The organism is Neisseria sp. 23W00296 (assembly GCF_044772855.1).
GTDB lineage: Bacteria > Pseudomonadota > Gammaproteobacteria > Burkholderiales > Neisseriaceae > Neisseria.
Genome location: NZ_CP173024.1, coordinates 1771857 through 1789274 on the forward strand (window position 1 = coordinate 1771857; position 17418 = coordinate 1789274).

The window sequence follows — 17418 nt, forward strand, 5'->3', positions numbered from 1 at the left end:
CCTGCGCCTTCCGAGGCCGTCTGAACGCCCGAAAGCCTTTCAGACGGCCTTATGTTTATAATCCGCTTTTTTTCAGACGGCCAATCCCATGAAAAAACACATTTTCGTCCTCTACACCGGCGGCACCATCGGCATGACCCCGGGCGCCGACGGCCTGCGCCCCGACGCCGCGCTGCTTGCCGACGCCCTTCCCTCGTTTTCAGACGGCCTCTCCTTCGACTGCCGCATCTGCGAGCCGCTGATCGATTCGTCGGCCGTGTCCCTGCAAAACTGGCGCGACTGGCTCGCCCTACTGGCGGAAAACATCCCGCGTTACGACGGCGTTCTGCTGCTGCACGGCACGGACACGCTGGCCTACACCGCCGCGCTGCTTGCCCTCGCCCTGCGCGGACTGGACAAACCCATCGTCCTCACCGGCGCGCAACGGCCGTTCGGCGCGGCGGGTAGCGACGCACCGCGCAACCTCGCCACTGCCGCCGCCGCACTCAAAACCGGTCTGCCGCAGGTGTGCATCGCCTTCAACGGCAGGCTATTTCCCGCCATCGGCAGCAGCAAATGCAGCACGGAAAGCGACGACGGTTTTGCCAACCCGCATTTCGGCGTGTTGGGCACATGGTCGGAAGAGCGCGGGCGCTTGATATTGGAAAGGCCGTCTGAAAACCCGGCCGCCGCGGCAAACGGTTTTTCAGACGGCCTTTCAGACGGCCTCGAAGTCCTGAATATCGACCCGCAGGCCGAAGTCGCCTGCCTGACGCTGATACCCGGTTTCGCCATGCGCCAAGCCGCCGACACCCTGCGCCGCACCGCCGCCCGCGCCGCCATCCTGCAAAGCTACGGCCACGGCAACGCGCCCGACGACGCGGAATTTGCCGACGCCGTGCGCGGCTACACGGAGCGCAGCGGCCTGCTGCTCAACATCAGCCAGGTGCCGCACGGCCGTGCGGCGGCGGTGTACGCGCAGGGCGCGGCGCTGCGGCGCTCGGGCGCGGTATCGGGCGGCCGCTGCAATTTGGAAACGGCCACTGCCCTGCTGACACTGGCCGTTTCCTGCGGCTGGGACAGGGCAAGGCTGGAAGCGGAACTGGCGGCCGCAGGCTTGTAGCGCTCTGCGTTTGGGCAGGAAAAGGCCGTCTGAAAAACCAATGCCGCCATGCACGCGCAGACGGGAATAAGCCCGTTCGGGCGAGGTTGGCGTTTTGCAAAGATCAGGCCGTCTGAAAGCCCAGTTTCAGACGGCCTCAAATCCTTTTGCCGCGCGGCCGCACAGCCCTCAGACCGTCTGAAAGCGAAACTTCAACGAAGTTAAAAACGGCTTTCAGACGGCCTGACAAGACAAAACCCCGTATCGCACGGGGTTTCGTTTTTTCGTTTGATGCCGTTCAGGAAACCAGCGATTTTGCCAGCAGGTAGCCCGCCGACACAAAGATGATCACCAACACCAGCACCACTGCCGTGCCGACCAGCACGCGTTTGTTGTACAGCGCCGACTGCCAGCCGTTGAGTATGCCCAACTCCTGCAACAGCTCGGCTTCCAGCTCGCTGCGTATCCGGCGGCGTATCTGCCGCTCTTCCGCCTGTTTTTCCTTCAACATGCGGTAGGCCAGCTCGTGCTGCTTGCGGTGTTCGAAGGCCAAACGCTCCTGCCATTCGATGCGTTTGCGGTAGATATAGGCTTCGGTGGCGGTTTTCGGATGCAGATGGCAGGTGGGGCATTCGACGGTTTCCGGGTCTTCGAAGATGGTGAAGCACACGGGACACTGCGGCACGGGGCTGGCGCGGTTTTGGCTGCCGTCGTCTTCGTCGTGCATCAGTTCGAGCGACACGCGGATAATGACGTCGAGGCCGAGGTAGCCGAAATAGTTTTGCGCATTGAGGCGCTCTTCGTTGGTGCAGCGCTCGGCAATCAGCGCCTGCGGGTTTTCTTCCAGAGCAAGAATGACTTCGTCCGCTTCTTCGGCGGACAGGTGCTGACGGATGCTGTTGTCCACCTGAGCGTGGTCGATGCCGGGCGGATAGGAGATGTAAACGTCGAACAGTCGTTGATGGGCGCTCATGGAGTGTTCCTGCTGTGGATAAAAAGCCGCCGGCGGGGCAGCGGCGTGGCGGCGGATTATAGCGCATCGGCTCTGCGCGGACGGCTCTGCGCCGTAAAAGGCGTAAATTTGTGATTTTCGGAACGGTATCGGCGGCGCCGCGTGCGGGCAAGAGGCCGTCTGAAACCCTGCCGCACCTTCCGTTTTCCCCGTTTTCAGACGGCCTCGGGCAGATAAGGAAAAGCCCGAAACTTGTCGGGCTTGCTCTGATGCAGCGGCTCAGACGGAGAACGACGAACCGCAGCCGCAGGTGGTTTCGGCATTGGGATTGCGGATAACGAACTGCGAGCCGTGCAGGCTTTCGGTGTAGTCGATTTCCGCGCCGACGAGGTATTGGTAGCTCATCGGGTCGACGAGGAAAGTAAGGCCGTTTTTGACGATTTCGAAATCGTCGTCGTTTTTGATTTCGTCAAAAGTAAAGCCGTATTGGAAACCGGAGCAGCCGCCGCCGTTGACGAACACGCGCAGTTTCAAATCGGGGTTGTTTTCTTCGGCAATCAGATCGGCCACTTTGACGCAGCAGCTTTCGGTGAAAATGATGGGGGATTCGTCCGACATGGTTTTTTCCTTCTTTAAATATATGAGTGCGCCTGTATTTTCGCGCAATCGCGACAGGGTGGCAAGGTGGGGCGCGGCGCGGGGATTTCAAGGCCGCGTTCAGTCGTGCTGCGAAATCGGTACGAGCTGTTCGCCCCAGTGCAGTTTCTGGCGCAGGGTTTTGTAGTAGCTGTAGCCGACGGGATGGAGGACACGCAGGCTGTGGCGGTAGCGGCGGATGCGCAGGATGTCGCCGCTTTGGATGTCGGTATAGGACTGGCCGTCGAAATGGGCGCGCGCGTCGCCCGCTTTGGTAATCAGGATGTCGATTTCGCAGGTGTCGGACACGGCAATCGGGCGGTTGGTCATCGACTGCGGGCAGATGGGCACGAGGGTGAAGGCGCGCAGGCTGGCCTGCAGAATAGGCCCGCCCGCCGCCAGCGCGTAGGCGGTCGAACCGGTGGGCGTGGAGACGATAAGGCCGTCCGAACGCTGGGTGTAGACGAACTCGCGGTTGATAAAGGTTTCAAACTCGATCATCTGCCCCGCGCCGCCGCGCGAAATCACCACGTCGTTGAGCGCGAGCGACTGCTGCACGCATTCTCCTTCGCGTATCAGGTCGGTTTCCAGCAGGATGCGCTCTTCGGGCAGGTGTTTGCCGGTGAGCATACCGCCGATCTGCTGCAACATTTCTTCGCGCGGCACTTGGGTAAGAAAGCCCAAATGTCCCTGGTTGACGCCGATCAGCGGGATGCGGAAAGGGGCGGCTTTGCGGGCGGCGGAGAGAAAAGTGCCGTCGCCGCCCAACACGATAATCAGGCTGCATTCGCGGCCGATGTTGTCCTTGTCCGTTATGCGGCATTGTGCCAAATCTTCCGGCCGAACCACGCCGCCTTCGACGCTTTCGCAATCGACGAACACTTCGATTTTTTCCGCCAGAAGAAAGCCGAGCAAATCGTGCAGACACTCTTCAATCTGCGGCGTTTGCGGGCGGGTGACGATGCCGATGCGTTTGAATTCGGTAATCATGGACTTTGTGCGGGGACGGTTGGACTGGATGGCGGGCGATTATGGCACGGTTAGAGGCCGTCTGAAAGCGGCTTGGCGGCTTTTTCAGACGGCCTCTGCCACACGGTTTGCGCCGCCTTGCCGTAGGTGATTTTCACGGGCGGATAGGGCACGGGGATTTTCTCCGAGATTCTGCCCGAATAGCGGCGTCCGGCAGGCTTTTGCAGGAGCAGGAAGTTCAGTTCGCCGCTTTGTCTGTCGAAACGTGTTTTGATGCCGGACACGCCCATCGCGCTGTTGCCGAGCAGGCCGCCGATTTCGACTTCTGTGCCGTTTGCCGCGACGCGGAAATCCCAAATGTCCTGCCATTGTACTTCCTGTTCGGCGGCGGAGCAGGAAAGCAGGCATATCGCGCCCGATAAAAACACCATAATTTTGCCGTTCATCGAAGCCCTCCCGTTTTCAGACGGCCTTTTCAGACGGCCACAGCCAAGCCCATACCTCGCGTCCTTCGCTTTGCAGCATCATCAGCGTGCGGCAGGCCGCTGCGGTGGACATATATTCGATGCCGATACCGTGCGCGGCCAACGCGGCGTTGAGGCGCGGATGGAGAAACTGCTGCTTCGCCCCCGTGCCGACAATCACCACTTCCGGCCGGGCACCCTCTGCCGGCAGCGCCTCAAAAGAAGCGGGCGACAAATCCTGCGGCGTGCGCTCCGCCGCAGGCCGGCACGCTCCGCCTGCCAGACAAACGGCCGATTCGAATACCCTGCCGTTGATTTTCAGACGGCCTTCCCCGTCCGTTTCCACCTCCCAACCGCCTGTCTGACTGTGCTCTTGAAACTGCATATTCCGCTTTCTGTATAAAGGATTTTCGGGTAGCATTGCGCCTTTTTCGCAGGCAGTTTAACCATTCGGAAAACGCTTAACAAGGAGCAGCGATGAAACCGGTCAGAATCGGCATTTTGGGTTTGGGAACAGTGGGCAGCGGCACGGTGGAAGTGCTGCGCGGCAACGCGGCGGAAATCGCCCGCCGCCTCGGGCGCGGGGTCAATATCTTTATGGTGTCTACGCGCGACGAAGCCAAAGCCCGCGCCCTTTGCCCGGACGGAACGCGGATAACGGCCGACCCGTTTGAAGTCGTGCGCCATCCCGAAGTCGATATTGTCGTGGAACTCTTCGGCGGCACCGGCATCGCCAAAGAGCTGGTGTTTGAAGCCGTGCGCCACGGCAAACACATCGTCACCGCCAACAAAAAACTCCTCGCCGAACACGGCAGCGAACTCTTCGCGCTGGCGGAGAAACACAACGTCATGGTGCAGTTTGAAGCCGCAGTCGCCGGCGGCATTCCCATCATCAAAGCCCTGCGCGAAGGCCTCGCCGCCAACCGCATCCGCAGCATCGCCGGCATCATCAACGGCACCAGCAACTTCATCCTCAGCGAAATGCGCGAAAAAGGCAGCGCCTTTGCCGACGTATTGAAAGAAGCGCAGGCGCTGGGCTATGCCGAAGCCGATCCCACCTTCGACATCGAAGGCCACGACGCCGGCCACAAAATCACCATCATGTCCGCCCTCGCCTTCGGCACGCCCGTCAACTTCGCCGCCTGCTACCTCGAAGGCATCTCCAAACTCGACAGCCGCGACATCAAATATGCCGAAGAACTCGGCTACCGCATCAAACTCTTGGGCATCACCCGCCGCAGCGAAAAAGGCATCGAGTTGCGCGTCCATCCCACCCTGCTGCCCGAAAGCCGCCTGCTGGCCAACGTCAACGGCGTGATGAACGCCGTGCGCGTCAACGCCGACATGGTCGGCGAAACCCTGTTCTACGGAGCGGGCGCGGGCGCGCTGCCCACCGCCAGCGCCGTTGTCGCCGACATCATCGACATCAGCCGCCTCATCGCCGCCGACAGCGGCCACCGCGTACCCTACCTCGCCTTCCAGCCCGCCCAGGTTCAGGCGCAAACCATGCTGCCGATGGACGAAATCACCAGCAGCTACTACCTGCGCGTCCAAGCCGAAGACAAACCCGGCGTGCTCGGCCAAATCGCCGGCCTGCTCGCCGCGCAAAACGTCTCCATCGAAGCCCTCATCCAAAAAGGCGTGCTCGACGGCCACACCGCCGAAATCGTCATCCTCACCCACAGCACCGTCGAAAAACACATCAAAGCCGCCATCGCCGCCATCGAAGCGCTCGACACCGTCGGCGAAAAAGTCATCATGATCCGCATGGAGAGCCTGCATGACTGAAACGGACAACAGGCCGTCTGAAAACGGCGGCGCAGAACCCGGCGACAGCCCCGAAGTACGCGCAGAAGCCAAGCGCAAAGCCAAAGGCAAAATCCGCACCATCCGCATCTGGGCGTGGGTGATTATTTCCCTGTTTCTGGCTACCGCGCTGCTGTCGAGATGCGCCATGTCCAAACCGCAGGCCAAGCAGAACATCATCGAATCCTGCATCCAAAACGTCCCCTACGCCCCCAAATGGCAGGCCGACCTGCAAAGCATGGGACTGGCCGATAACGACGGCAAACTTGTCGCCGACTACTGCCTGTGCATGTGGCAGGAGCCGCTCGACAAACTCAACCACAACCAGCTCAAAACCTTCAGCAGCCTCAAACCGCAGCAGCAGCTCGACCTCCTCGGCGGCGCCGACGCCTTCAACAAGCGCGACAAACAATGCCTGGCTGCCCTGAAAGGCAGATAAAACCAAAGGCCGTCTGAAAGTGCAAAATCATCTTTCAGACGGCCTCAAACTTTGTCCTCCACGATCTTCTCCCATCCCACCTTATCCATGCCGAACAAACCAAAAGGCCGTCTGAATATTCAGACGGCCTTTTCTTAAAAACAGGCTGCAAACGCGGCTTAGAACTTCACGCGCACGCCGCCGTGGAATTCGTTGCTGTGGATTTTAATGCCTTCGTATTTGCCCCAGTGGTTGTAGCGGTATCCCGCATCCAAGGCGACGTTGTCGCTGATATCGTAGCTTGCGCCGACCATCGCGCCCAAGCCGACTTTGGTTTTGCTGTAGGTTTCTTTTTCATAGAATCCCGGAGCGGTTTCGGTGGCTTCCAAAGAAACGCGGTTGATGCCGATGCGTGCGCCGACATAGGGTTTGACCGCTGTGCCGGTGTCGAAATCGTAAATGCCCGACACGCCGACGCTGCGGGTTTTCAGTTTGAAACTGTCTGTGCCCCAGCGGTCGGCAAATGTTTCTTCATAGTTTTTGTAATGGGTGTAATCGACGGCAACGCGGGCGGTGCCGAAGTCGTAGCCTGCGGACAGGCGCGGGCTGAAGCCTTTGGCTTTGAATTTTCCGCCTTCGTCTTTGGCATGGACGCCGGCATAGCCGACATCGCCCTGAACGTAAAAACCGGGGTTGCCGGCAACAGCAGCGGCAGACAGACCGGTTGCAAGGGCAAAGGCAAGTAGTTTTTTCATGGTGTTTTCCTTAAAAATTAAAAATCAAACCAAACCCGTTTTACGGCAAACGGGTTCGGGCGGCATTTTACGCATTTGAGATGGTCTTGAACAGCAGAAAACCTGACCCGCAGGCGGCGGCGCGGCTTTTTCAGACGGCCTTTCTGCCTGCCCCCCGCCGTGCTACCATCTGCCGCGCGGACACACATCCGCCAAAATTCAAACAACCGTACAAAGGAAAAAACATGGCAAACATCCCCCCCCTCCCCCGCCCCGACATCGATGCCGACGGCCTGCTCGAATATTCCGTCGTCTACACCGACCGCTCGCTCAACCATATGTCGCAGAAGTTCCAAAACGCCCTGCGCCATATCTCCGCCACCCTGAAAAAAGTCTACAACGCGCCATACGCCGCCGTTGTCCCCGGCACGGGAACGGCAGGCATGGAAGCCGTCGCCCGCCAGTTTGCGCGCGGCAGAAAATGCCTGATTGTGCGCAACGGCTTTTTCAGCTACCGCTGGACGCAAATCCTCGAACAGGGCGGCATCGCCGCCGAAACAAAAGTCCTCACTGCGCGGCAGGACGACGCCTTCCAAGCCCCCTTCTCCCCCGCACCGATAGACGAAGTGTGCGCCCAAATCGCCGCCTTCCGTCCCGACATCGTCTTCGCCCCGCACGTCGAAACCGCCTCCGGCATCATGCTGCCCGAAGACTATATCGCCCGCCTTGCCCAAGCCGTCCACGCCGTCGGCAGCCTGCTTGCCATCGACTGCATCGCATCGGGCTGCATCTGGCTCGACATGGAAAAACTCGGCATCGACATCCTGATTTCCGCGCCGCAAAAAGGCTGGAGCGGCAGTCCCTGCGCCGGACTCGTCATGCTGAATCAAGCCGCCTATGAGCGTGCGCAGCAAAACGAATCCGACAGCTTCGCCCTCGATTTGAAAAAATGGCTCGCCATCATGCAGGCCTTTGAAAACGGCGGCCACGCCTACCACGCCACCATGCCCACCGACGGCCTGCTCCGGCTGTACGAAGTGATGAAGGAGGCCGAAGCCGCGGGCTTCGACACCCTGCGTGCCAAACAGATCGAATTGGGTGAAAAAATGCGCCGCCTTCTCGAAGCCGAAGGCTTTCCCAGCGTCGCCGCCGCAGGCTTCCAAGCGCCCGGCGTGGTGGTGTCCTACACCGAAAACCCCGACATCCAAAGCGGCAAAGCCTTTATCGGCCACGGCGTTCAGACGGCCTCCGGCGTGCCCCTGCAATGCGGCGAACGCGCCGATTTCCGCACCTTCCGCCTCGGCCTCTTCGGCCTCGACAAACTCGCCGACCCCGACCGCACCGTGCAAACCTTCGCCGATGTGTTGGCTAAGGTGAAACAGGCCGTCTGAAAACGGACTTAGGCAAAGCCGAAACGGCACAAACCGTCTGACACAAAGAGGCCGTCTGAAAGACCCGAAAGGGCGTTTTCAGACGGCCTCTCTTTTCCCCAACAGTCAGACAAATACGGCGCTTGCCGCCAAAGCTGTACAGCATTCAAAGGCGTCCCATATCCTCTCCGCCAAAAGGCCGTCTGAAAAGCGGCTTCGGCACAGTAGAAACGGCGCAAACCGTTTTGATGCCGAAAGGCCGTCTGAACACTCCGTTGCGGAATGTTCAGACGGCCTTTCCGTATCCGCCCTTATTTTCCCTGCCGTTTTTTCACGCTGACTTGGCGGGTTTTCTTTTTGCCGCCGCTGTTGCGTTCTTTTTCGGCTTTGCGGTTTTCGCGTTTGGCGATGCGGTTGCTCAAAGTGACGCGGCGCAGGGGTTTGGATTTGGTCTGCTCGGCAGTTTCTTCGTAGGGGTTTTCGCCGACGTTGTACTGGATGCGCAGCGGCGTGCCTTGCAGGTTGAAGGCTTTGCGGAAGGTCTGCGTCAGGTAACGGGTGTAGGAATCGGAGATGTGTTGCAGGGCGTTGCCGTGAATGACGATAACGGGCGGGTTCATGCCGCCCTGGTGGGCATAGCGCATTTTCGGGCGCACGAGTCCGGCGCGGGCGGGCTGCTGGCGCTCGACGGCGCTTTGCAGCACGCGGGTGATTTTCGGCGTCGGCATTTTGATCATTGCCGCGTCGTAGGCCGCCTGGATGCTGGCAAACAGGCCGTCTATGCCTTTTTCTTTCAGGGCGGAGATGTAGTGGAAGCGGGCGAAGTCGAGGAAGTAGAGTTTGCGGGCGATGTCGCGCTTGACCTGTTCGCGCCGCTCTTCGCCGATACCGTCCCATTTGTTGACGGCAACGACCAGCGCTCTGCCCGCTTCGAGGGCGAAGCCTGCGATGGTGGCGTCTTGGTCGGCGATGTCCTGCTGCGCGTCGAGCACCAAAACGGCGACGTTGGCGGCTTCGACGGCCTGCATGGCTTTGATAACGGAGAATTTTTCCACCGCTTCGTCCACTTTGCCGCGGCGGCGCACGCCTGCGGTGTCGATGATGGTGAAGGGTTTGCCTTCGCGCTCGAAGTCGATGTGGATGCTGTCGCGCGTCGTGCCGGCCATGTCGAAGGCAATCACACGCTCTTCGCCGAGGATGGCGTTGACAAGGGTGGATTTGCCGACGTTGGGGCGGCCGATAACGGCGAAAACGGGGTGTCTGGCGGCCTGCTCTTCTTCTTCGGCGTCGGGGAAGTTTTCCAGCACGTCTTCGATAAGGTGGTAGACGCCGTCGCCGTGTGCGCCGGAGATAACGTGCGGCTCGCCCAGCGCGAGTTCGTAAAACTCGGCCGACAGCACGGCACGGTTGCCGCCCTCGCCTTTGTTCACCGCCAGATAGACGGGGCGCGGGCTTTGGCGCAGGCGGTCGGCGATGATTTTGTCCTGCGGCGTGAGACCGGTGCGGGCGTCGACGAGGAAGACGACGGCGTCGGCTTCGTCAACGGCCTGCAGGGTCTGCTTGGCCATTTCGTGCAGGATGCCGCTGTCGACAACGGGCTCGAAACCGCCGGTGTCGATAACCAGATACGGTTTGCTGCCGAGGCGGCCGTGGCCGTAGTGGCGGTCGCGGGTGAGGCCGGGCAGATCGTGCACGAGTGCGTCTTTGCTGCGGGTGAGGCGGTTGAAGAGGGTGGATTTGCCGACGTTCGGCCTGCCCACAAGGGCGATGGTTGGTTTCATGTTGCGGTTTCCGTACAGGCCGTCTGAAAAGGTGGAAACAGGCTTTCAGACGGCCTGCACCGGTTTATTTTTTGTTTAACAGTTGGCCGATGATGCGGTTGATTTCCGCCTGACGGTTGCCCGTTTTAAAATCGGGGTGCGCGCGCAGACTGGCGACAGCTTGTTTGGGCGTGCGGATAAGCAGGGAGATGTAGTTGACACCGTCGCCTTTGCCGCTGGTGTTATAGCGGAGGTTGTAACGGCAGGCCGGGCTGTACAGACGTTTGCGGTTGGTATCGACATTCACGCTTTCGCTGCTGATACCGTATTTGCTCAGGGCTGTTGCAATCTCCCTTTTCAATTCGGGATTCGGGTCTTTGGATTCGTGGCGGGCCATGATGCAGACATGGCGGATTTTTGCCAGTTCGGCTTCTCCGTTAGCGCCCAGCGAGGGGGTGGTGCTTTGGCATCCGGCAAGCAACATGCCGCCGCCGAGTATAAGCATAAGGGGGAATTTCATCAGTGTCTCCTTAGTGGTTGGTGGGGTTATCAGTAACAATGCGGACTTGTCCGCGATATGGCAGAAGGCCGTCTGAAAACCGGCAGGGCATATGCTGTATGCGGTTTGCCCGCAGTGGTTTTTCAGACGGCCTGATGTCATTTGAGTTCGCCGGCTTTCATCTCGAGGGTTTCGCGGCCGGGCGTGCCTTTCGGGGTTTTGTCCAAGGCCATGCGGTAAGCTTCGGCGGCTTCTTTGCTTTTACCCTGTGCATAGAGCACGTCGCCCTGCGTTTCCAAAAGCACGCCGGAGAAGGCGTCATCGACGGGCGTTTTCAGGGTGGCAAGGGCGGCGTCGTATTTTTTCTGCTGCGCCTGTACGGATGAGAGCCGCTGCACGGCCAGTGCACGGACGAAGGCGTCCTGCTGGTTTTGCAGCACCCAGCCGATCTGTTTTTCCGCTTCGGCATAACGGCCTTTGTCGAAATCGTCGGCGGCGGCCATCATGGTGGCTTGGGCGGCGGAGATGCTGTCGGGATGGTTTTGCTGCAAATTGAGCAGTTCGGCGCGGACGGCTTTGTCGTCGCTGCTGCCCTGCGCTTTTTCGACGAGGGCGGCCAGCGCGGCGGCGGCTTCGCCGTTTTTCTCCAGACGGTGGTGGGCGTACATCACCGAGGCGAAATAGGCGGCGGCGGCCAGCACCAGCGCGGCGAAGACCCAGCGCCCCCATTTGTTCCAGAGATATTTGAAGTTTTCGAGTTCCTGTTGTTCGTCTAAATGTGAAGCCATTTATTCGCTCTTCCATTGTTTCAGTTGTTCGGCCAGCGCGGCGGCGGGCACGGTCTGCTGGCCGCGGCCGCCCTGCATGTCTTTGACGGTTGCCTCTCCCTGCGCCGCTTCGCTTTCGCCGACGATAACGGCAAAACGAGCGCCGCTGGCGTCGGCTTTTTTCATCTGGTTTTTCAGGCTTTGCGCGCCGGAGTGCTGCAATACGGAAAATCCTGCTTCGCGCAGCTGCGCGGCATAGCGCATGGCCGCCGCCAGTCCTTCGGGCTGCTGCATAACGTATACGTCGGGCGCGGACTCGGTTTTCAGACGGCCGTATTCGTCCACCAGCAGCAGCAGGCGCTCGATGCCCATGGCAAAGCCGATGGCGGGGGCGTCTTTGCCGCCGAGTTCGCCGATCAGGCCGTTATAGCGGCCGCCGCCGCAGACGGTGGCCTGCGCGCCGAGTTTGTCGGTCGTCCATTCGAAGACGGTGAGGTTGTAGTAGTCGAGGCCGCGCACGAGGCGGGGGTTTTCGACATAGGCGATGCCCAACGCGTCGAGCAGGTTTTTGAAGCCTGTGTAATGCGCCAGCGATTCTTCGCCGAGGTAATCGAGCAGGCGCGGGGCGGCGTTGCAGATTTCCTGCAAATCGGGATTTTTGCTGTCGAGCACGCGCAGGGGGTTGGTGTGCATGCGGCGGCGGCTGTCGTCGTCCAGCTTGTCTTCGTGGCTTTGCAGGTAGGCGACCAGGGCGCTGCGGTGGGCGGCGCGCTCTTCTTTGTTGCCGAGGTTATTAATTTCCAAAGTCAGGTGCTCGGAAATGCCCAGCTCACGCCACAGATCGGCACACATGGCGATCATTTCGGCATCAACGTCGGGGCCGTCGAAACCCAAAGCCTCGACGCCGACTTGGTGGAACTGGCGGTAGCGGCCTTTTTGCGGCCGTTCGCGGCGGAACATGGGCCCCATATACCAAAGCTTCTGCGGGCTGTTGTACAGCAGGTTGTGTTCGACAACGGCGCGCAGGCAGGAGGCCGTTCCCTCGGGGCGCAGGCTGAGGCTGATGGTGTCGTTGGAATCGGCGAAGGTGTACATTTCTTTGCCGACGACGTCGGTTTCTTCGCCGATGGAGCGGACAAACAGGCCGGTCTGCTCGACGATGGGCGTGCGGATTTGGCTGTAACCGAAGCGCCGCGTCCAACGGGAAACGGTATCTTCAAATGCCTGCCAGAAGGCCGAGGTCAGCCGGAAGTCTTTCTGTCCGACCGGCAAGAGGTCGTTCATGCCTTTTACGGCTTGGATTTTCTGTCCCATGCTTTCACTTTCTGTCGGATGTTTTTGTGCCCGGCGCAGCGGGCGGAACGGGTAGCTCGAACGGCAACAGGAGGAGGGGCGGATGCGGTTTCTATGTTTTCAGACGGCCTGCCGATAGGAGAGGCCGTCTGAAAACGGGAAACGGGCTGCCGGCCAAATATGCTTTCGGCCGGCCGTCAGACCCGCGGGGCAAACTGGCGCAGCATGCTGTCAGCCAACTGCACAAACTGCTGGTATTTTTCCGAACGCTCGATTTTGCCTTTATCCAAACCGATATTGGCCAGCACGCCGGTTTTGTTGCCGTATACCACGGTGTTTTCGATTTCGAAGCCGCCGCTCTGTATCGGCGTGATAAAGGCCTGCAGCATTTCTCCCGCAGGGATATTCTGCAAAACCAGGCTTTTTTTCATGTTCGGCGGCAGGTCGGCGCCGACCAACTGGAAAGGGTTGTGCACCGCGTCGGTAATGCCCAGATAGCTGTAAATATATATCTGGTGGGCGATTTTTGGATTGTTTTGCAGATAAAGGCGTAAGAGTAATTCCCGTAAGTCTTGGCTCATTTTTATGTTCTTCTGTGTTTTTAAATGTACCCGAATGCGGCGGGCACTTACCGTGTTTTCCCTTTTTTAACCCGATGCACGCGCTTAGGCCGTCTGAATCGGGATAATCCGGCTGCGGTCACGCTTTTTGCCGTGTTCGCCGTAATTCGTTTCGACATAGTCGCGCACGATGGCGAGAAATTCGGCAGCCATATTGTCGCCTTTGAGCGTTACCTTGCGTTCGCCGTCGACATAGACGGGGGCGATCGGCGTTTCGCCCGTACCGGGAAGGCTGATGCCGATATCGGCCAGCTTGCTTTCTCCCGGGCCGTTGACAACGCAGCCCATCACCGCGACGTTGAGATTTTCCACGCCGGGATATTGCAGGCGCCACACTATCATCTGTTCGCGCAAATATTGCTGGATGTCGCGCGCCAGTTCTTGAAAAACGGTGCTGGTGGTGCGGCCGCAGCCCGGGCAGGCGGTAACCATAGGTGTGAAAGAGCGCAGCCCCATGGTTTGCAGGATTTCCTGCGCTACGACCACCTCCTGCGTGCGCGAAGAACCGGGCTCGGGCGTAAGCGAAATGCGGATGGTGTCGCCTATGCCTTCCTGCAACAATACGGACAGGGCGGCCGTGGAGGCGACGATACCTTTGCTGCCCATGCCCGCTTCAGTCAGCCCCAAATGCAGCGGATAACGGCAGCGGCCGCCCAAATCGCGGTAGACCTGTATCAAGTCCTGTACCGACGATACTTTGCAGGACAGGATGATTTTGTTTTCCGGCAAACCCAAATCGACGGCTTTTTGCGCCGATTCCAAGGCGGAAACGATTAAAGCCTCCTTCATCACGGCTTCGGGAGACTTCGGCGAGGCGGAAGCCAGGTTGGCATCCATCATGCGCTTTGCCAAGCTTTGGTCGAGCGACCCCCAGTTGACACCGATGCGCACGGCTTTTCCGTGTTCGGCGGCGGTTTGGATCATAAAGGCGAATTTTTCGTCGCCTTTCGCGCCTTTGCCGACATTGCCGGGGTTGATGCGGTATTTGGAGAGCGCTTTGGCGCAATCGGGAAATTCGGCGAGCAGGCGCTCGCCGTTGAAATGGAAATCGCCGATCAGAGGGGTATTGCAGCCCATATCGTCCAAGCGGCTGCGGATTTCCGCCACTTTGGCAGCGGAATCCGGATTGTTGACCGTTATCCGCACCATTTCAGAACCTGCTTCGCTCAACTCTTTTACCTGCAAAGCCGTTGCTTCGGCATCTGCAGTGTCGGTGTTGGTCATCGACTGGACAACAATAGGGGAATCCGAACCCACGGAAATATGGTCGATCTGCACCTGATGGGTTGTTCGGCGTGGAATGGCTGTGTTCATGGATTTATTTACCCGCTGCGAAAGCCGCGGTTTTTTTGTCGATCATGTGATCTGCTACTGTAATATTTTGCGAACCGTAGGAAGCGGTAGCGCCTTTGGCATATCCGATCCACACATCATACGGTGCGGCACCGGAAAAACGGTGTTCGCTGCCTGCGGGAACAACGCGGTTAACGAGTTCTTTGCCAGTTTTATCCTTGATAACCAGCATGGATCGGTAGCGTACTTTCACCACCAGCTCCGCATCTGCCGATTCGGCCGTCTGAACACCGGAAGCGGCCGATGCGCCGGCCTGCATGGGTAAAACAGAAATATTTTCGGCATTGACATTGGGGGCAGCCACCTGCCCCAAGCCGACATCGGCCTCGCTGGTGGCCGTCTGTTTGGTGTTTTCCGCCCGGGATTTCCCCTGCCAGACATAGACGCCGAAACCGATGGCGGCAATCGCCAGCACGCCGAATATCCATGTCGGAAACGGTTTACCGATTTTCTGATTTTGGAAATTCAACGAAGAAGACTGTCTGCCCTGTTCGGCAATATGGCTGCGCACGCCTGTTCCGGGCAGGATTTTGTCGAGATAGGAAGAAACCAGTTGTTCGTCCAAATCCAAAAAGCGGCCGTAGGTGCGCAAAAAACCTCTGACAAAAACCGTTTCGCGCATATTCTCGTAATTGCCCGATTCAAAGGCTTCGATCTGTTTGGCCGACAATTTCAGCCGTTCTGCGGCTTCTCCTAACGACAACTCCCTGCTTTCGCGCCGTTCGCGCAGCAATTTGCCAAACTCTTCGGCAGGAGTTTGCGACACTTGGCTTTCTGCATTCTGACTCATGTTCAGCGTCCTGTTGCGATGGTTTGCAGTTCATCCGAATAAGGATAATTGGCACGAAGCTGCGCTTCGTATTCGTAAGCAGCCTGCGAATTGCCTGTAGCTCTCGCAATCTGCCAGCCCAACAGCAAATCTTCCGCTCCCAAGACATCTACCCGGCTCTGATACTGGCGGAAAAGCTGGTCGGCTTCTCTGATTTGCCCTGCCAGCATTTTGGTTTTGGCCAACTCCCTGCGCAGCGGCATGAAATCGGGAGCAGAAGCGATACCGCGCTCCAAATAAGCCTGCGACAGCGAATACTGCCCCATTTTCGCGCTGCAAATGCCCTTGTTCATATAAGCAACATAGGGCGCGGGATAAGTAGGATCGGACAGCGCCTTGTCAAAATAAGGCATGGCCGCATTGGGATTGTTCATCGAACTGCACAGAAACCAGCCGTAGTTATTGTTGATTTCCGCCCCGTCCGGCTGCAATTGCAGCGCTTCGCGAAAACTGGCCTCCGCCTTATCAAAAACTTTTAAGAACTGATAAATCTGTGCACGCATCAGCCAGGCGATTTCGTTTTTCCTGTCGGCCTGCAACGCTTCTTCGATAGTCGTTACCGCCAAACGGTAATCCTTGGCACGCATATACTCCAAAGCCAACTGCGTTTTAATGCGCGATACTTCTTCGGTACGTTCCTGTCTGCTCGGCTGTTTGACCGAAGTTCCGCCACAGGCGCTCAATGCGCAAGCGAGCAACACCGCTTTCCACAACTGTTTCATGCTAAAACCTTACTGTTGAACCAATAACTGCTGCCATTTTTGCTGGCGTCGGGTCTTGTCCTTTACCTGGCCGGCAAGCTGTCCGCAGGCGGCATCAATATCGTCACCGCGCGTTTTGCGCACCGTAACGACAAAACCGGCCTGCTGCAGAATATCTCTGAACACGCGGATATTTTCCTCAGACGAACGGTCATAACCCGAATTCGGGAACGGATTGAACGGTATCAGATTGAATTTGCAGGGGACGTCCTCCACCAGCTTCAGCAACTCGCGCGCGTGCTCGGCCTTGTCGTTGATACCGTCGAGCATCACGTATTCGAAGGTAACGAAATCACGCGGCGCCTTAACCAAATAACGCCTGCACGCGCCCATCAATTCTTTCAAAGGATATTTTTTGTTCAGCGGCACGATTTGGTCGCGCACCGCATCATTTGAAGCATGCAGAGAAACAGCCAAAGCTACGGGCATATCTTCTTTCAACCTGTCCATTTGCGGCACCATGCCTGAAGTGGATACGGTGACCCGACGGCGGCTCAGACCGTAGCCGTGATCGTCAAGCATTACGGACAACGCACGGACAACGTTTTCATAATTTGCCAGCGGCTCGCCCATACCCATCATCACAACATTAGAGATAACCCGCTCGTCTTTCGGGGTCGCACCCAAAGCCTTGTTCGCCCACCACAACTGGCCGATGATTTCAGCAGTAGTCAGATTGCGGTTGAAGCCCTGACGCCCTGTCGAACAGAAAGTGCACTCCAATGCACAGCCCACTTGTGAAGAAATACAGAGCGTGCCGCGATCGGATTCGGGAATAAAAACGGTCTCTACACCGTTACCCGTACCGACATCCAGCAGCCACTTGCGCGTGCCGTCTCTCGACTCCTGGGACGTCATCAGAGCGGGAACGCCGATTTGCGCTTTTTCTTCCAATTTGGCACGCAGGGACTTAGCCAAATCGGTCATTTCGGTAAAATTTGCAGCACCGCCCCAATGCATCCAGCGCATAACCTGGCGGGCACGGAACGGCTTTTCGCCCATTTCCGCGAACCATGCCGTCAGGCTGTTCAAGTCGTAATCTAACAGATTGTTTTTCATATGTTTGGAATTGGTTTGTTCAAACCGTTAAAGTAAAGCATCTCTAT

19 protein-coding genes are annotated in these 17418 nt (G+C 58.5%); 4 read left to right on the forward strand and 15 right to left on the reverse strand.

Translation table 11 applies throughout. The features are described from left to right. The first annotated feature begins 88 nt into the window (after positions 1–88). Entirely contained in the window at positions 89–1102 is a 1014-nt protein-coding gene (locus ACG2K1_RS08775) for an asparaginase domain-containing protein (RefSeq protein WP_009427237.1), read from the forward strand. 277 nt (positions 1103–1379) lie between these two features. On the opposite strand, the gene ACG2K1_RS08780 is transcribed toward ACG2K1_RS08775, so the two are convergent. The 5 genes from ACG2K1_RS08780 to ACG2K1_RS08800 form a co-directional block, all read right to left on the reverse strand. Beyond that, positions 1380–2054: a hypothetical protein gene (locus ACG2K1_RS08780; RefSeq protein WP_395428754.1), complete on the reverse strand. Its 675-nt coding sequence runs from the start codon at positions 2052–2054 to the stop codon at positions 1380–1382. A gap of 258 nt (positions 2055–2312) precedes the next feature. Beyond that, positions 2313–2651 (reverse strand): iron-sulfur cluster insertion protein ErpA, encoded by a 339-nt coding sequence (gene erpA / locus ACG2K1_RS08785; protein WP_036496648.1) that lies wholly within the window; start codon positions 2649–2651, stop codon positions 2313–2315. 99 nt (positions 2652–2750) lie between these two features. Then, on the reverse strand, positions 2751–3659 hold the full coding sequence (locus ACG2K1_RS08790) for an NAD(+)/NADH kinase (protein WP_009427242.1): 909 nt from the start codon (positions 3657–3659) through the stop codon (positions 2751–2753). A gap of 50 nt (positions 3660–3709) precedes the next feature. Next, the gene (locus tag ACG2K1_RS08795; protein WP_009427243.1) at positions 3710–4084 is read right to left on the reverse strand and encodes a hypothetical protein; all 375 of its coding nucleotides are present in this window, start codon (positions 4082–4084) and stop codon (positions 3710–3712) included. 16 nt (positions 4085–4100) lie between these two features. Further along, positions 4101–4487 (reverse strand): Mth938-like domain-containing protein, encoded by a 387-nt coding sequence (locus tag ACG2K1_RS08800; protein ID WP_009427244.1) that lies wholly within the window; start codon positions 4485–4487, stop codon positions 4101–4103. A 92-nt stretch (positions 4488–4579) separates the two neighbouring features. On the opposite strand from ACG2K1_RS08800, the gene ACG2K1_RS08805 reads away from it, so the two are divergent. Both ACG2K1_RS08805 and ACG2K1_RS08810 read left to right on the forward strand, forming a co-directional pair. Beyond that, positions 4580–5890 carry a homoserine dehydrogenase gene (locus tag ACG2K1_RS08805; RefSeq protein ID WP_395428753.1) on the forward strand — a complete coding sequence of 437 codons (1311 nt, stop codon included), beginning with the start codon at positions 4580–4582 and terminating at the stop codon, positions 5888–5890. Next, the gene (locus ACG2K1_RS08810) at positions 5883–6347 is read left to right on the forward strand and encodes a hypothetical protein (protein WP_009427246.1); all 465 of its coding nucleotides are present in this window, start codon (positions 5883–5885) and stop codon (positions 6345–6347) included. Before ACG2K1_RS08805 ends, ACG2K1_RS08810 begins: the two co-directional genes overlap by 8 nt. 158 nt (positions 6348–6505) lie before the next feature. Here the strand turns inward: ACG2K1_RS08810 and ACG2K1_RS08815 are convergent, their stop codons facing one another. Further along, positions 6506–7081, reverse strand: a complete 576-nt coding sequence (locus ACG2K1_RS08815) for an opacity family porin (protein ID WP_009427247.1) — start codon at positions 7079–7081, stop codon at positions 6506–6508. 224 nt (positions 7082–7305) lie between these two features. On the opposite strand from ACG2K1_RS08815, the gene ACG2K1_RS08820 reads away from it, so the two are divergent. Next, positions 7306–8451: an aminotransferase class V-fold PLP-dependent enzyme gene (locus tag ACG2K1_RS08820; protein ID WP_036496653.1), complete on the forward strand. Its 1146-nt coding sequence runs from the start codon at positions 7306–7308 to the stop codon at positions 8449–8451. Between the two features lie 290 nt (positions 8452–8741). On the opposite strand, the gene der is transcribed toward ACG2K1_RS08820, so the two are convergent. The 9 genes from der to rlmN all read right to left on the reverse strand — a co-directional run bounded on the left by der (position 8742) and on the right by rlmN (position 17371). Further along, positions 8742–10211, reverse strand: a complete 1470-nt coding sequence (gene der, locus ACG2K1_RS08825; RefSeq protein WP_395428752.1) for a ribosome biogenesis GTPase Der — start codon at positions 10209–10211, stop codon at positions 8742–8744. Positions 10212–10275: 64 nt separating this feature from the next. Next, on the reverse strand, positions 10276–10710 hold the full coding sequence (locus ACG2K1_RS08830; protein WP_036496657.1) for a hypothetical protein: 435 nt from the start codon (positions 10708–10710) through the stop codon (positions 10276–10278). Positions 10711–10847: 137 nt separating this feature from the next. Next, the gene (locus ACG2K1_RS08835; protein ID WP_395428751.1) at positions 10848–11477 is read right to left on the reverse strand and encodes a YfgM family protein; all 630 of its coding nucleotides are present in this window, start codon (positions 11475–11477) and stop codon (positions 10848–10850) included. Continuing rightward, positions 11478–12770 (reverse strand): histidine--tRNA ligase, encoded by a 1293-nt coding sequence (gene hisS / locus ACG2K1_RS08840; RefSeq protein ID WP_009427254.1) that lies wholly within the window; start codon positions 12768–12770, stop codon positions 11478–11480. A 176-nt stretch (positions 12771–12946) separates the two neighbouring features. Continuing rightward, positions 12947–13330 (reverse strand): hypothetical protein, encoded by a 384-nt coding sequence (locus ACG2K1_RS08845; RefSeq protein ID WP_009427255.1) that lies wholly within the window; start codon positions 13328–13330, stop codon positions 12947–12949. 84 nt (positions 13331–13414) lie between these two features. Then, a complete protein-coding gene (ispG, locus tag ACG2K1_RS08850; RefSeq protein WP_009427256.1) occupies positions 13415–14683 on the reverse strand; it encodes a flavodoxin-dependent (E)-4-hydroxy-3-methylbut-2-enyl-diphosphate synthase in 1269 nt (422 codons plus the stop codon). A gap of 4 nt (positions 14684–14687) precedes the next feature. Next, complete coding sequence (locus tag ACG2K1_RS08855; RefSeq protein ID WP_395428750.1) at positions 14688–15512, reverse strand: helix-turn-helix domain-containing protein; 825 nt, start codon at positions 15510–15512, stop codon at positions 14688–14690. Positions 15513–15514: 2 nt separating this feature from the next. After that, the gene (pilW, locus tag ACG2K1_RS08860; RefSeq protein WP_395428749.1) at positions 15515–16273 is read right to left on the reverse strand and encodes a type IV pilus biogenesis/stability protein PilW; all 759 of its coding nucleotides are present in this window, start codon (positions 16271–16273) and stop codon (positions 15515–15517) included. 9 nt (positions 16274–16282) lie between these two features. Then, positions 16283–17371 (reverse strand): 23S rRNA (adenine(2503)-C(2))-methyltransferase RlmN, encoded by a 1089-nt coding sequence (rlmN, locus tag ACG2K1_RS08865; RefSeq protein WP_395428748.1) that lies wholly within the window; start codon positions 17369–17371, stop codon positions 16283–16285. Positions 17372–17418 lie beyond the last annotated feature (47 nt).

Excerpts from the sequence above, each read along its gene's own strand:
- ACG2K1_RS08845 (WP_009427255.1), bottom strand. The coding sequence starts at position 13,330 with ATGAGCCAAGACTTACGGGAATTACTCTTACGCCTTTATCTGCAAAAC.
- ACG2K1_RS08795 (WP_009427243.1), bottom strand. The coding sequence starts at position 4,084 with ATGAACGGCAAAATTATGGTGTTTTTATCGGGCGCGATATGCCTGCTT.
- ACG2K1_RS08855 (WP_395428750.1), bottom strand. The coding sequence starts at position 15,512 with ATGAGTCAGAATGCAGAAAGCCAAGTGTCGCAAACTCCTGCCGAAGAG.
- ACG2K1_RS08815 (WP_009427247.1), bottom strand. The coding sequence starts at position 7,081 with ATGAAAAAACTACTTGCCTTTGCCCTTGCAACCGGTCTGTCTGCCGCT.
- der (WP_395428752.1), bottom strand. The coding sequence starts at position 10,211 with ATGAAACCAACCATCGCCCTTGTGGGCAGGCCGAACGTCGGCAAATCC.
- hisS (WP_009427254.1), bottom strand. The coding sequence starts at position 12,770 with ATGGGACAGAAAATCCAAGCCGTAAAAGGCATGAACGACCTCTTGCCG.
- ACG2K1_RS08800 (WP_009427244.1), bottom strand. The coding sequence starts at position 4,487 with ATGCAGTTTCAAGAGCACAGTCAGACAGGCGGTTGGGAGGTGGAAACG.
- ACG2K1_RS08790 (WP_009427242.1), bottom strand. The coding sequence starts at position 3,659 with ATGATTACCGAATTCAAACGCATCGGCATCGTCACCCGCCCGCAAACG.
- ACG2K1_RS08810 (WP_009427246.1), top strand. The coding sequence starts at position 5,883 with ATGACTGAAACGGACAACAGGCCGTCTGAAAACGGCGGCGCAGAACCC.
- ACG2K1_RS08830 (WP_036496657.1), bottom strand. The coding sequence starts at position 10,710 with ATGAAATTCCCCCTTATGCTTATACTCGGCGGCGGCATGTTGCTTGCC.
- ACG2K1_RS08775 (WP_009427237.1), top strand. The coding sequence starts at position 89 with ATGAAAAAACACATTTTCGTCCTCTACACCGGCGGCACCATCGGCATG.
- rlmN (WP_395428748.1), bottom strand. The coding sequence starts at position 17,371 with ATGAAAAACAATCTGTTAGATTACGACTTGAACAGCCTGACGGCATGG.
- ispG (WP_009427256.1), bottom strand. The coding sequence starts at position 14,683 with ATGAACACAGCCATTCCACGCCGAACAACCCATCAGGTGCAGATCGAC.
- erpA (WP_036496648.1), bottom strand. The coding sequence starts at position 2,651 with ATGTCGGACGAATCCCCCATCATTTTCACCGAAAGCTGCTGCGTCAAA.
- ACG2K1_RS08820 (WP_036496653.1), top strand. The coding sequence starts at position 7,306 with ATGGCAAACATCCCCCCCCTCCCCCGCCCCGACATCGATGCCGACGGC.
- ACG2K1_RS08805 (WP_395428753.1), top strand. The coding sequence starts at position 4,580 with ATGAAACCGGTCAGAATCGGCATTTTGGGTTTGGGAACAGTGGGCAGC.
- ACG2K1_RS08780 (WP_395428754.1), bottom strand. The coding sequence starts at position 2,054 with ATGAGCGCCCATCAACGACTGTTCGACGTTTACATCTCCTATCCGCCC.
- pilW (WP_395428749.1), bottom strand. The coding sequence starts at position 16,273 with ATGAAACAGTTGTGGAAAGCGGTGTTGCTCGCTTGCGCATTGAGCGCC.
- ACG2K1_RS08835 (WP_395428751.1), bottom strand. The coding sequence starts at position 11,477 with ATGGCTTCACATTTAGACGAACAACAGGAACTCGAAAACTTCAAATAT.